Consider the following 14,146-nt stretch of genomic DNA (forward strand, 5'->3'; position numbering starts at 1 on the left):
AGGATACTTACGCAATTATTTAATTCATGATAGTACTTTATGCAAAGAAAGCAACAATTCGTTGACAGTATAGGGCTTTGACAAAAATGTATTGACACCAATAGCTGCTACTGCACTGAGCTTCTTGTCAGACATAAGTCCACTGCTGGCAATAATTTTGACTTGGGGGTTAATTTTTTGCAAGGTACGTATGGCTGTTAAACCATCCAGTGAGGGCAGCATAATATCCATGAGGACAGCACTAATTCTGTCTCTATTTTGAGCATATAGCGCGATCGCTTCAATGCCATCATTGGCAACTAAGATTTTGTAGTTGTAAGCTTCTAATGATGTTGTCGTAATCTCTTGAATGGCGGCTTCATCATCGACAACCAAAATCAATTCTCCATGTCCTGTCTGTGGTGGCAAATTTTCGGGGCTAATTGTTTCCATTCCCCCCACTGCTGGCAAGTAAACTTGAAAGCTAGTGCCACTTGCCAGTTCACTATACACATTTACAAAACCTCCGTGACTTTTAACGATTCCCAATACTGTGGAAAGTCCTAAACCAGTGCCCTGTCCAACATCTTTTGTAGTAAAGAATGGCTCGAAAATTCTATCTAGCATTTGTTTCGGAATCCCAACTCCAGTATCGGAGACAGTAATCACTATGTAAGGCCCCTCTTTGGCTTCTAGGTTCATGCGGGCATAATTTGCGTCAATCAACATATTTTCGGCAGAGATACTCAAAGTACCACCATTGGACATAGCATCGCGGGCGTTAACGCAGAGGTTCATCAGCACTTGATGCAGTTGAGTACTATCTCCAGAAACCATCCACAAATCTTGCGGTACATTAGTGCTGATTTCTATCGATTTGGGAAAGGTCTCTTTAAGAATCTTGGCAATTTCCAGAATTATATGTTTGAGTTGCAAAGTGATGTGCTTCCCTTCTACACCCCGCGCAAAGGACAGCACCTGTTTGACTAAATCAGCACCGCGTCTAGCGTTAATTTCTAAAATTTCTAGGAGATGACGAGTCCGCTCATCTGCATTAGGAAATTTTAGCGGTAGCAGTTGCGCTCCTGCCAAAATCGGTGTCAGGATGTTGTTGAGGTCGTGAGCAATACCACTAGCTAAAGTGCCAATACTTTCCAGGCGTTGAGCGCGAAATAATTGGGCTTCTAGGTGCTTTTTCTCGGTAATATCTGTGTCAACGGTGAGAATTGATTTGGGTTTTCCTTGTTCATCGCATACCAGAGTCCAACGACTAGCCACAAGGACTTCTTTGTTCATTTTAGTAAGTTTTGTTAATTCGCCCTGCCACTTCCCTTTACTAATAGCTTGCAATAGAGCCGCTTCAATTTCCGGTGAAGGTTCGTCATACAAAAGTTCGCTAGCATTTTTACCCCAAGCCTCTGTAGCTTGCCAACCGTAAAGTGTTTCTGCACCTTTATTCCAGAAGATAATTTGATTGTTTAAATCTCGGACGCAGATAGCATCTGTGGTGACATCTAGTAATGCTGCTTGTTCGCGAATTTTTTCTTGTGCCAATTTGCGGTCGCGTAGCGCAGCTTGTCGTTCGCTAATATCTATACTGGCGCATGTCACTCCAACAATTTCTTGGGTTTCATTCCGTAGTGGCTCGACAGTTAAATCGTAATATCGCGTTGTATCTTTGATGGTAATTGATACTTCTTCTCGCGTTCCGATGCCTGTAGTCAACACTCCACGTTTAATTGCAATTAGATGTTGAGCATCTTCTATTGGGACGATATCTAAGTCTTGCTTGCCCAATATTTTCTCAACTGTCAATCCAGATGGCGGATTGTAAACCCAGGTGTACCGCAAATCTCTATCCTGGTTATAGACAAAAATTGGAGAATTTTTCAGAGCAACCCGAAATCGCTCCTCACTCTGCCGCAGTGCGTTGTCTGCCTGCTGACGTTCGATGGCATAACGCATAGATCGCACCAGCAAGTCGCCAGTTACTTGCCCCTTCACTAAATAATCTTGCGCTCCTTTTTGCATTGCCCTAGTTGCCAGGGTTTCATCATTTATACCCGTCAGCACAATAATTGGAGTTGCTTTTGCCTGATTATGAGCCATGACAAAAGTTTGTAATCCCTGGCTATCTGGCAGCGAGAGGTCTAACAAAATTACATCAAAAATTTCGTTTGTTAAGTAGTTGAGTGCTTCATAAAGCCGTTCAACGGGCATCAACTCAACTATAACTGTGGTAACTTCTTTGAATAACTCTTGTAACAATAAGACATCACCAGGGTTGTCTTCTACTAACAAGACTTTAATAATATTTTTACCTGCCATTTCCACTACTCCGGTGGCAGTTTTACGATCGCAAACCAAAAATTTTCTATTGATTGGACAATTTTAACGAATTGATCGAAATCTACTGGCTTAGTTATATAACAGTTAGCAAAAAGGTTATAGGCTTTGAGGATATCTTCTTCAGCCTGGGAAGTAGTCAAAACTACTACAGGAATTCGTTTGAGGTTTTCATCTCCTTTTATTTCTGCTAATACCTCTCGTCCATCTTTTTTCGGAAGGTTAAAATCGAGCAGTACAATATCTGGATGAGGTAATTTAGCATATTTTCCCTGTTTTCGCAAGAATGCCATTGCCTCTACACCATCCTCGACTACGTTTAAATGAATTGAGATTTTACTATCTTCTAGGGCGATGCGTGTAAGTTGGACATCGCCAGGATTATCCTCTACTAACAAAACCTCAATAGGCATAATCGCTGTTATGGTGTTTACCATTGCTTACCTACTCTATCTGGAATTGTGAAGTAGAAAGTCGAGCCTTGACCCAGTTTCGACTCAACCCAAATCCGGCCACCGTGGCGTTCGATAATTTTCTTACAAATTGCCAGACCAATTCCAGTACCTAAATACTTGTCTCTACCGTGCAAGCGCTGAAAAATTATAAAAATACGTTCACTATATTCGGATTCCAAACCAATTCCATTATCACGCACCCAGAACAACCATTCATCCTCCGAGGGGGTAAAATTTAAATTTTTTCCATCTAATATATTTGTATCTCTCTTACTTACTCCAATGTGAATTAATGGCTGTTGACGATCGCAAAATTTGATCGCGTTAGCAATCAGGTTTTGAAATACTTGTGTTAATTGGGTAGGATCGGCTATTACTTCAGGTAGAATATCATAAGTGACAACTGCTTTACTATCTGCGATCGCCACTTGAAGATTAGCAAGCACCTGTTCTAAGACAACACTACAATCAACTGGCACAAAAGGCTGTCCACGGGTGCTGACGCGGGAATAGTTTAACAAATCGTTGATTAGGGTCTGCATCCGGCTGGCCCCATCTACTGCATAGGTGATAAACTGATCCGCATTGGCATCCAGTTGATTTTTGTATCTCCGCTCCAGCAATTGTAAATAACTAGTTACCATCCGCAATGGCTCTTGCAAATCATGGGAAGCTACGTAGGCAAACTGTTCTAATTCCGCATTAGAACGAGTAAGTTCCTGACTTTGCTGGGTTTCTTTTTCTAATAGTTTTGCCTGAGATAAAGCAATGCCAATTTGGTTCGCTAATTGCTGTAACAAATCCATTTCAAACTGATTCCACTGTCGAGGTGCGCTACACTGATGAGCTAGCAATAAGCCCCAAATATCCTCCCTGACAATAATCGGCACTACAAGGTTAGCCCTGACAGCAAACTGCTGAAGAAATTCTCGATGGCATGGTTGGATATGAGCAGATTCAATGTCTTCAAGGGCGCTTACTCTTCCCTGGCGATATCTTTCTATATAGTCTTCTTTGAAGCAGGGGTCAAAAAGATTTTTTCCTAGAATTACCGGCCAACCAGGCAGCACTGCCTCTTGTACCACTGTTCCCGAACCGTCAGGTTCCAGTCGAAAAATTAATACACGGTCAGCTTGTAGTAGTTTTTGTACCTCTGTGACAGTGGTTTGAAGAATTTCATCTATTTGTAAAGATTCTCGAATTTTCAGGGTGATTTCGGCAAATAGTTGCGATCGCAGATTTTGCCGCTTTAATTCTTCATTTGCCTGCTTGCGATCTGTGATATCAGTATAAGAACCAACCATCCGCACTATATCACCCAATGCGTCCCAAAGTGCCTGTCCTCGATCTAAAATCCATTTATAGCTGCCATCTTGGCACTGGACTCGATATTCACAGACGTAAAACGGTGTTTTCTTGGCAAAGTGGTCTTGGAAAGCCTGAAGTACCCAATCTCGCTCATCGGGATGGATTCGTTTTATCCATTCATCCCAATGGTTGGAAACTTCGTAGTCTTTATAGCCGAGCATTTCCTTCCATCGAGTTGAGAAGAACACTTCATTAGTCTTGAGGTTCCAATCCCAAATACCATCATTATTACCGTGTAATGCTAATTGCCAACGTTCTTCACTTTCTCGTAGTGCTGCTGCTGTTTTCCGTCGTTCAGTAACATCTTGAAAATAAACAGACAAGCCGTCTTTAGCTGGATAGGCATGAACTTTAAGCCACTGCTGCTGTGGCAGATACAACTCCTCAAATTCGACACTAACCTGTTCTAAGACTGCCCTGCGATATTCACAATCAAATGTTGTGCCGATAATTTCTGGAAACACCTCCCAGATATTTTTACCCAAAAGCTGATTGTGAGTTTTTTGCAACAGCCGTTCTGCTTGACCATTAATATAGGTGAATTGCCACTTTTGATCTAGGGCAAAAAAACCATCAGTGATACTTTCGAGAAGATTGGTGATGCGGGTTTTGGCGGCTTCAGATTGGGCGCGGGCTGCTTGCTCGTGTGCCACTAGTTTCTCAGTAACTTTAGATACCTCACTTACATGACGCCTGAGTTCGAGTTGGTCAATTACCAGGCGACTCAAACCCACAAATGCCTCCACTTGTTTTTGGCTTAGTTGTCGTGGAACTTGGTCAATCGCGCACAGAGTTCCCAACATATCTCCCTTCGGAGTAATTAAGGGTACACCTGCATAAAACCGTATATATGGATAGCCAGTTACTACCGGATTACTTGCCAACTTTTCATCAGCTAAGGTATCAGAAACCACTACAACATGACGCTGCTCTTGGCAAAGATAAGATAATCCAACACTCCGGGGCATTTCTGATACATCTAAACCTATTTTTGCCTTAAACCATTGACGGTTTTCATCAATAAAATTTACCAAGGATATGGGAGTGCCACAAATAAAGGCCGCTAACCGAGCAAGATTGTCATAAGCTTCTTCGGGTTCTGTGTCAAGAATTTGATACTGGCGGAGGGCTTCTAACCTCGCTATTTCTGTATCAATATGTCTAAATTTCATTAACTTTTTTTAAAAAAATCTAAATGTTATATCCAGTCAGCAACATGATTATCTCAAGAATAGCTTAAGTTTTTTTAATAATTCTTAATACTTTCCTCACCTTTGGCTGTTCAGGAAAGTTTGTTAAAAGCGATTCTTAAAGGATGTTTGAAAAGTATTTTTCGTAACATCTAAGCCTTAAAAGCCTAACTCTCCCAGCCCCCTTTGCCTACAAGATAATCGGCGTTTCAAAGTCTCGCTCCGTTTCAGGGAGAAATTTGAAGAGGGGTTTTAAGTATACTTTACAACTTTTTCAACAAGCTTTTATCAACCACTGCCTGTCTACGCCACAAATTTATTGCGTAGGCGTAGTCCGTCGTAGACATCGCCCTAATCCTAGTGTAGACAAGTTTAGGACTAATTGTATTTACTGTGCATGATTAGATTTAGTTATTAGACATAAGAGATTTAGTGAGTTTACCGGAGTAATTTACCAGTCGCACTAAACCATTCTAGGTCGATGCGATCGTCTTCTACTGTGTCGAAATTCTCAGGAAAACTGGCTTTTACATTAATGCGAAATTTATCTACATCAGCATTAATGCACAGCGGCTAATTGTGAGATATCGCTCTAGTATTTCCAATACATGGCTAAGGGTATCCTCAATTAGCTCAATCAGTCTACTCCGGATGTATAAATAAACTCTACTAGAAAGCAGCAAATGTATCAAATTTACAGACGAGAGCGAGTAGCCTGAAGTATATTTTTACTCCACTTTTTAAGTTATTAGTCTTTAAGTACGTATTTATACGGCTAAATAATCGCTCAATTTTTGAGTTGTGGTGATTTCGCTGAGGTTGAATTTTTGCTCAAGAATTACACTCTTGTTGCAGTAAATCTGCTTAATCCTATTTTATTATTTGCCGACAGGATAAGAAAGAAAACTTTTTTGACTATCTATATTTACTGAAACACTGTTGAATCCATTCATCAAATCAAATAAATCCAAAGACTAAGTATTAAATAATGGTTAATTTTCGACATTAGCCAATGCTCAATAGTTTGAATAGCCAAAAAAATTATTTTGAAACCATTGAAAAATTCAAATCGAAGAACTATCAATATCTCCCTAATGAGATTCAGAAAACATATCAAAATTCTTGGTATTTGTTTGTTATTTTCAACAATTTTATACAAAATTGTATTTATTAAATTATCTGCGATCGCTCTAAGCATAGACAGGAATAAGATTGATTTAATCGCTAATCATAACAAGTCATTAATAAATTCAGATCGAAAAATAAATAACTTGCGAAGCCAAGAACTCTTAAAACAGGCTTTAAGAAAGTCTAACTCTAACTTAGAGAAGCCAAAACAGTTACGCAAATTCACCATTGCTGATGTTATCCCGATTGAAGAATACAAAGAAAAGCCTCCCCAGCTACCTGAAGAAGATCGAGAAAGCCCTCAACCAAATACAATTTCACCATCAAATTCAAATCCGTTAAAACCATACACACCCCAGCAACAAATACTAATAGAAAAATTACGTCGAATAAAAAAACAACCACAAGCAATCCAAAAAACAATAATTCTTGATGCCCTAACATTTAGTGCCAATAAGTATCCTTGGATTGTTAATCCTACAGATAACCTTACTTTTTCTACAGAATTATTTAAGCCAAATAAAAATGAAAATTATATAGATACAGATATAAGAGTCAGATTTTCTGGAGAGAATCAAATTATTGATAAGTTTACTTATGCTAAATTTCCTAAGACTGACCAGTTTTACTGGGTTCTAGATCGCAATAGAATAGTAGTTGAAACGAAAGGCTCCCAAGTCGGTATCATCTTTCAAGGAAGACAAACTAATACTTATATCACCCAAAATGTTACCTCACAACAAGCATTTTGGGGATTGCAAACTCTGTTCGCTATACCTACAGATTTTCAGAATTTATTTGGAGACGTTGATACTCAGAATTTTTCCATAACCTCAATAGTTGGACAATTGGTAAATCTTGAAGGGATACCTGCTGGCAGAGTTACCATTAATAGTGGAATTGACTCAAACAATCCTAATGTCACAGTTTTAAGAAATCCTATTCTAGCTATTGGTAGTGGTTCTACTTTGAGTATTAATGGTGGACAAGCTTTATTTCAAGCTTTAGATGCTGCCAATGCCCCCAAAATTTTGCAAGGCTTTCCAACGACGAATATACAGCCTTTACTAGATGATGGAAATGTCAAACTCAAGATAGGCGAAATCATTCCTAATAGTGCCCTAGAAGCCACTGGTATCTCCTGGGGAAATATCTTGACAGGAGAAGGTTTTGGTTTTAATGCTCCTATCTCTTCCTTACCAGGTATTAAGGTTGCTCAACTTGGCAAATTTGATAACTATGATTTATTAAATGTAGCAGTCAATCCTTTTCTTTTTCAATCGGAGAAAGACTTTCATTATTTTAACTCTTTAATGTGGTTATCTTTAGGGAGAAGACAACCTGTATTTCAGACGCTATCTCAAACTCAAGAAAGTTCAGATTGGCATAGGCTATATGTTAGCTGTCCTCATAATCGCAGTTTAATTCAATACGATCCAGTTGCAGTCAAGGCTACTTATTCTAATATTTTTTCTGCTCCAGGATTATCTCTGACAGCTAAATTCAGCGATACTAGTCTTGATGCTATTCAATCAGTAAATTCTACATTAGGTTTGTTATTAGGTGAAGTTTTTGAAGCTATTCAAATTGATAATATTCAACAAGGTCTACAAGAAGCTAGACAAAAGTTTAAGGATGGAGAAGGCTTTACTTCTTTAAGTACAACTGCTACATCTGAACAAAGAAGACAAATTAATAACAGGCTGAATCGCACTTTATCTTATGCTAATGCATCTAGTGGACTAGAGCAGGTATCTGGAACTTATACATTTCCTAGTCAAGTCACTCCTCAGAACTCTAGTATTTTACAAATAAGAACGGGAAACCACAAACGAGCAGTTCAATTTCTTGGAAGAGATATTTCTATTTTAAAGGAAGGTAATACATTATTTTCTGATTTAAGGCTTTCTAATAAAACTTTTGGCCCTCTGACTTACATTGGTATTCCGATTCCTTTAACTGATACTTCTATTGATCCTATTAACCAATCATCTGCTGCCGAAGTAATTTTGACAAGTCCCCAAGGACAACAATTTGTACAAAAATTTAATTCCTCAGATTCGACAATAGTACCAATTCAAGCGCGAGCAGCCGATTTAGCATTCGATTATATGGAACTCACTAGAGTTGACAAAATTGGTGTTAGTTTTAATAGCTTTAATGGTTATCTTTCATTGCCGACAGTTGAATTATTAGCAGCAGGTTCTTCTGGAAATTTTAATTATAGTGCTAATGTAGGAACATGGTTTAATATAGATGCTAACTCAGCCCCAGGCGTTTCTAATAATAATTTAGGAATAGAAGAACCAACATTAGGTTTCTATACTAATATACTTCTTAACTATATTAAAACTGATGTGCGGTTAAATTCAGCCAAAAGGCCTGTAGCTATTAACACTCACGTACCATACTTGAGAGTTGATTGGAATAGTGCTTCTAATAAAAATAATCCTTTTTCTACTTATTTAAGTTATTTATATCAGCATCAAGAAAGGAATTTTGGTTTTTCTTTAGCTCCTGGCATTGCTTATGTTGAGAATAATAGCAATGGTGAATTTCTAGGTCTTTTTAATGGAGAATTTAGTACTAGTCATGGTTTGAACCTCAAGACAAATTTGGAGATGGGTAAAGAGTTTTTCTTTCAATTTCAGGGGTTACACAAAATTAGCAAAAATCTTTATGCTGGCGTTTATTTTAAAAATTATGCTATTAATAATGTAGGTTTGAGTAGCCGAGTTTCTGGCTTCAATTATGGAGTTATTCTAAGACATAATTTTCCAGATAATAGTATGTTTATAGAAACTCAAATTGGTACAGGCGAGAATGGATTTGACCTACAGCTTCAAGGTGGTTATCGATTTTGATAGCATCGTAAAATATCCCCGACTTCTTTGATAAGTCGGGGATATAAGGTTTTTAAAAGGTTTTTAATTTGTCAATTATGTTTAATCTAAACCACCTAAGCCATTATTACCACCGACTGCTCGGATTACAGTTGTTAAATCTTCAACAGAAGTAGTATTTTTTAATAAGTTTGCTGTTGTATCAATAAATGGGTTTGGGTTAGAGAGTATAGTAGTTTGAACTAATCCTGGGCTTATAGTCAGACTAGTTATCGTTTCCTCATTTCCACCTGCGATACCTCCATAAGTAGGAGAAATTGTTACACCTCCGTTAAAGTAAGAGCCAGAAGGTAAAGTTACCTCGCCACTGACACTGAGAAAAGTGCCAGAAGGTCTAATAAGAGTAACAGCACCACTAGCAGTAGCTTGTTGTGCGTTTGCTGGTGCGGCTAAAAAGTTTCCTACACTTATTAAGCCTAATAGACAGATACTTCCTCGAAGACTTATAGGTAATTTTTGGGATAAGCTATTCATGTTTTATGAACTCCTCATGTTCTTCGCCTTAGCTTGTTTCCAGATTTTGCTTGATAGTGCAAAATTAACCTCGACTAGCAAAAGTAGAGGCAGAACCTTTTGTTATTGGGCTTTTATTCTTTCAGTGTATAAAAATATAAAACCTTTGTTGGGAGCGTTTTGTGAAAAATGGACATTTTGAGGCTTCGTATTTTTACGCAAGCTCTCTATTCAATATTTAGTGAGAGTTTCAGGGTTTATATTGATATCAATAAAGCTATGTAAAGGATTGATGAGGAGTTAGATGGCAATTCAATAAAGGACTAAAATCCTAGTTTTCAGTAGGGGCAATTCATGAATTGCCTTTACTGAGTTTAAACGTAAAACCTTTTAAAACCTCGCTTTCAGTCTCTAGCTGGAAATGCTTGTCATTGCGGCTCTACCTCAATACTTGAGGTGGACAAAATATGCCTTTCCAGTCAAGAGACTAGGAACAAGATAATGTCTCAAAGCATTCTTGCTTACCAGCCTTCACGTTTAGTTAACACCAATGACTCTAGCTATGCCTCTCTACGAAAGACCCATATAACAAAATTCCCGACTTTTTCAAAAAGTCGGGAATCTGAGCCACAAAATAAATATAGGGAACAGATATAGCATTGCTATTTCTCCTCCCTATGATCTATTAATTTATTCAACTGTTCTGTCAGTTGTTAAAATTTTTGTAAGTACTTACGAAGCAAAAATTCAATCTACTCTAAACCGCCACCAACACCAGCTGCTCTGACAAGGGTTGCTAAATCTTCAACAGTTGTAGGAGCATTGGCTGCAATAGCTGCTGCAATAGCTGCTGAAATTGTGGTGGGAGGTGTGACTGAAGATGCCGCACTAGTTGGAGTTAATGTGAGACCTGTGACAACTTCTTGGTTTGTACCTGGAGCAGAATTACCATTAACGACAACATCTAGTGCGGTAAAGTCTGTACCTGGAGCTGCAACCAACTCACCACTGACGCTGAGAGAAGCACCTGATGGTCTAACTATTGTAACTGCACCACGAGCAGAAGCTTGTCCTGCACTTGCTGGTGCAGCCAGGATATTACCAACACCAACCAAACCTAGCAGACAAATGCTTCCTTTAACGATCGCAGAAATTTTCATGATTAACAAACTCCCCGTGTTGTTTTTCTTTACGTTATCAATATAACCATTGCCTGCCAGAAATATCTCAGAGATTATACTGAAATTTTTTAAAATTTTAGAGGTCACAAATTAAAAAAACTAATAGATGGAAGTATTGGTGTAGCTCTGAATAAAAGCTTCAAATACCTTATAGAAATAGAGTTGCAGTCAGGCTTATGCATAATAAATGCCTGTATAAAAGTTGTAGTAATGATTACCAAATTTGGTATGTTGGAAAGCCAAATCCATCAAGGATTGGAGGTAAGCCTTTAGACTGCTTACAACACTCCAATACTCTGTAAATACTGCTTAATAATTCGTTAAAACTTGTCAGATATGGCTATGTCATATCTTTGCTAAATCTTAAGTGCATCTTTATAGGTAATATGCTGTGGGCAACGATTTGAATCCCAGTCCGATCGCAGTTATTGTATGGATGCAATATTTTCAAAGGGCAGATAACTATACGCCAACACCATATTCCATAAAATTGAAAACGGCTATAAAATCTAGTTATAGGTTAGGTGGTTAGGGTGGTTATCTGGAAGATAGCCAAGGCGATGTCTACGACGGGCTATGCCTACGCGCAAAACACCCAAAAATTTCTTAGGAATGTTGGCTTTCGTGCCTACACAAGTTAATTTTTGAGTCTTTGACTACAGTTATTTAAATACCAATAGATTTTTGAAAGTTATGATGTCTGTCCTTTCCCAGTAGCGAGGTAGATCGTAAGCGCAGCAAAAAATTGCCTTAGCGTTACCCTCAAGCACCATTTAACTTACTATATTTATTGTCCCCCAGTTGAATGGGCTACATCTGACTGCCTTTAGGTCATTATGGCAAAATCTAAAAAAAGCGCTACTCCCATCAATCTCAGCGATCCACAATATTATCTTAACCGAGAGTTAAGCTGGTTAGAATTTAATGCCAGGGTATTACATGAAGCCTGTGACGATCGCACCCCACTTCTGGAACGTCTTAAGTTTTTGGGAATATTTAACTCTAATTTAGATGAGTTTTTTATGGTGCGCGTTGCTGGCTTAAAGCAACAAGTAGAGGCAAAAGTTAGCCTGTTAACTCCTGATGGTCGCACACCACAACAACAGCTAGACGATATTAGGTCTGCCCTCACTCCCCATGTCAACAAACAGCACCAACATTTTGAGGAAGTGCTTCGTCCTTTACTAGTAAATCATGGCATTCATATTCTGAATTACATAGATTTAAATCAAAAGCAGCGGACTCATCTCAACAGCTATTTTGAGGAACAAATCTTTCCAGTTTTGACTCCTCTGGCTGTCGATCCTAGTCATCCCTTTCCTTTTATTTCTAATCTCAGTCTGAATCTGGCTGTTGTCGTCAAGAACCCAGACACCGAAGAAGAATTTTTTGCCAGAATCAAAGTCCCTAGTGTTCTCCCACGATTTTTACCGATACCGCCTGAGTTGGGAGATCAGAATAGCGAAAAACCTGCCCATTGGACTGGAGTACCTTTAGAACAGGCGATCGCTCATAACTTGGAATCTCTATTTCCGGGGATGAACATTCAAGAATATCATCCGTTCCGCATTACCCGTGATGCCGATTTAGTCTTAGAAGAAGATGAAGCAGATGATTTGTTGTTAGCGATTGAACAGGAATTGCGAAAGCGGCGTTTGGGTGGAAGTCCAGTCCGGCTAGAAATTCAATCCCAGACTCCAGAAATAGTGCGATCGCGATTATTACATGATTTGGAATTAGCAGAAAGTGATGTTTACGAGGTAGATGGTCTTTTGGGACTGCGGGATTTAATGTACTTTATGTCCTTACCATTGCCGGAACTCAAAGATCCACCACGCCAATCTGTTGTACCGTTACGCCTGCAAAGGCTGAGAGAACCGAGTTTAAACCCAGATGCGCTGGAGACAGACGAAGGAAAAGACTTTTTTGCTGTAATTCAAGAAAAGGATTTACTAGTACACCATCCCTATCAATCCTTTTCGGCTACAGTTGTGCGCTTTATTACCTATGCTGCCTACGATCCGAATGTCTTAGCCATCAAGATGACCCTTTACCGGACTTCTGGTGACTCGCCCATCGTCAACGCCTTAATTGCCGCTGCTGAAAATGGCAAGCAGGTATCTGTGCTGGTGGAATTAAAGGCGCGATTTGATGAGGAGAATAATATTTACTGGGCAAAACGCCTAGAAAGAGTTGGAGTTCATGTTGTCTATGGTTTAGTCGGGCTAAAAACCCATAGTAAAACCGTCATGGTGGTACGGCGCGAAAAAGACCGGATACGTCGCTACGTACATATTGGGACTGGTAACTATAACCCTAAAACAGCACGACTCTATACAGATTTAGGATTGTTTAGTTGCCGTGAAGAATTGGGTGCTGACATTACAGATTTATTTAATTTCTTAACTGGGTATTCCCTGCAAAAATCTTATCGAGAAGTGCTGGTTGCGCCTGTGAATATGCGCGATCGCTTTTTGGCATTAATTCACCGCGAAATCGAAAATGTTCAAAATGGATTTTCTGGACGGATTGTCGCCAAAATGAATTCCCTAGTCGATCCAGAAATTATTGCCACTTTATATGAAGCTTCCCGCGCCGGAGTGCAAATCGACTTAATTGTTAGGGGTGTTTGTTGTTTACGCCCAGGAATCAAAGACATTAGTGAAAATATTCGCATCATCAGTATTGTTGGTCGCTTTTTAGAGCACTCTCGGATTTATTATTTTCATAACAATACACAGGAGGAAATCTATATTGGCAGTGCTGACTGGATGCGCCGCAACCTGGATCGCCGAGTCGAAGTAATTACCCCAGTAAAAGATCCAGATATTGCTAAAGATTTGCAAGAAATTATGGGAATTATGCTCGCAGATAATCGCCAAGCTTGGGAATTACAAGCTGATGGTACTTACATTCAACGGCGTCCTTATGATGATTCTCCAGAAGCTAATTCACAAAAAATTCTCATGAACATGGCATTACGCTCAACTGGTGTAGTCCCAACCTGATTGATAAAAAAATAAGTTACTTATACCTTGACAACTAGCTCAAATTAGTTTTTTTTTGGAAAAATTGAATTTTTTGAGCAGTTGTCTAAGTTGTTTACATAGCTTCACACAAGTTATTCAACCATAGGATAGAGT

General features: G+C 39.0%; 6 protein-coding genes and 2 pseudogenes. 2 read left to right on the forward strand and 6 right to left on the reverse strand.

The annotated features are described in order from the left end of the window. Positions 1 to 24: 24 nt before the first annotated feature. The 4 genes and pseudogenes from RMX89_RS01625 to RMX89_RS01640 all read right to left on the reverse strand — a co-directional run. Complete coding sequence (locus RMX89_RS01625) at positions 25 to 2,307, reverse strand: response regulator (RefSeq protein ID WP_322687761.1); 2,283 nt, start codon at positions 2,305 to 2,307, stop codon at positions 25 to 27. A 5-nt stretch (positions 2,308 to 2,312) separates the two neighbouring features. Continuing rightward, positions 2,313 to 2,762 carry a response regulator gene (locus RMX89_RS01630; RefSeq protein ID WP_292814634.1) on the reverse strand — a complete coding sequence of 150 codons (450 nt, stop codon included), beginning with the start codon at positions 2,760 to 2,762 and terminating at the stop codon, positions 2,313 to 2,315. Continuing rightward, positions 2,756 to 5,320 carry a GAF domain-containing protein gene (locus RMX89_RS01635; RefSeq protein ID WP_322687687.1) on the reverse strand — a complete coding sequence of 855 codons (2,565 nt, stop codon included), beginning with the start codon at positions 5,318 to 5,320 and terminating at the stop codon, positions 2,756 to 2,758. The genes RMX89_RS01630 and RMX89_RS01635 overlap by 7 nt, the downstream gene beginning before the upstream one ends. Before the next feature lie 462 nt (positions 5,321 to 5,782). Then, positions 5,783 to 6,021: pseudogene (locus RMX89_RS01640) on the reverse strand (sensor histidine kinase); the annotation flags it as partial. 372 nt (positions 6,022 to 6,393) lie between these two features. On the opposite strand from RMX89_RS01640, the gene RMX89_RS01645 reads away from it, so the two are divergent. Further along, the gene (locus RMX89_RS01645; RefSeq protein ID WP_322687688.1) at positions 6,394 to 9,330 is read left to right on the forward strand and encodes a hypothetical protein; all 2,937 of its coding nucleotides are present in this window, start codon (positions 6,394 to 6,396) and stop codon (positions 9,328 to 9,330) included. A gap of 81 nt (positions 9,331 to 9,411) precedes the next feature. On the opposite strand, the gene RMX89_RS01650 is transcribed toward RMX89_RS01645, so the two are convergent. Continuing rightward, positions 9,412 to 9,843, reverse strand: a complete 432-nt coding sequence (locus RMX89_RS01650) for a hypothetical protein (protein WP_322687689.1) — start codon at positions 9,841 to 9,843, stop codon at positions 9,412 to 9,414. A gap of 731 nt (positions 9,844 to 10,574) precedes the next feature. Further along, positions 10,575 to 11,090, reverse strand: a complete 516-nt coding sequence (locus tag RMX89_RS01655) for a hypothetical protein (protein WP_322687690.1) — start codon at positions 11,088 to 11,090, stop codon at positions 10,575 to 10,577. Positions 11,091 to 11,839: 749 nt separating this feature from the next. Between RMX89_RS01655 and ppk1 the strand changes: the two are divergent. Then, a pseudogene (gene ppk1 / locus RMX89_RS01660) lies at positions 11,840 to 14,049 on the forward strand (polyphosphate kinase 1). Positions 14,050 to 14,146 lie beyond the last annotated feature (97 nt).

The organism is Nostoc sp. DedSLP04 (genome assembly GCF_034530775.1).
Classification (GTDB): Bacteria; Cyanobacteriota; Cyanobacteriia; order Cyanobacteriales; family Nostocaceae; genus Nostoc.

Excerpts from the sequence above, each read along its gene's own strand:
- RMX89_RS01625 (WP_322687761.1), bottom strand. The coding sequence starts at position 2,307 with ATGGCAGGTAAAAATATTATTAAAGTCTTGTTAGTAGAAGACAACCCT.
- RMX89_RS01630 (WP_292814634.1), bottom strand. The coding sequence starts at position 2,762 with ATGGTAAACACCATAACAGCGATTATGCCTATTGAGGTTTTGTTAGTA.
- RMX89_RS01635 (WP_322687687.1), bottom strand. The coding sequence starts at position 5,320 with ATGAAATTTAGACATATTGATACAGAAATAGCGAGGTTAGAAGCCCTC.
- RMX89_RS01650 (WP_322687689.1), bottom strand. The coding sequence starts at position 9,843 with ATGAATAGCTTATCCCAAAAATTACCTATAAGTCTTCGAGGAAGTATC.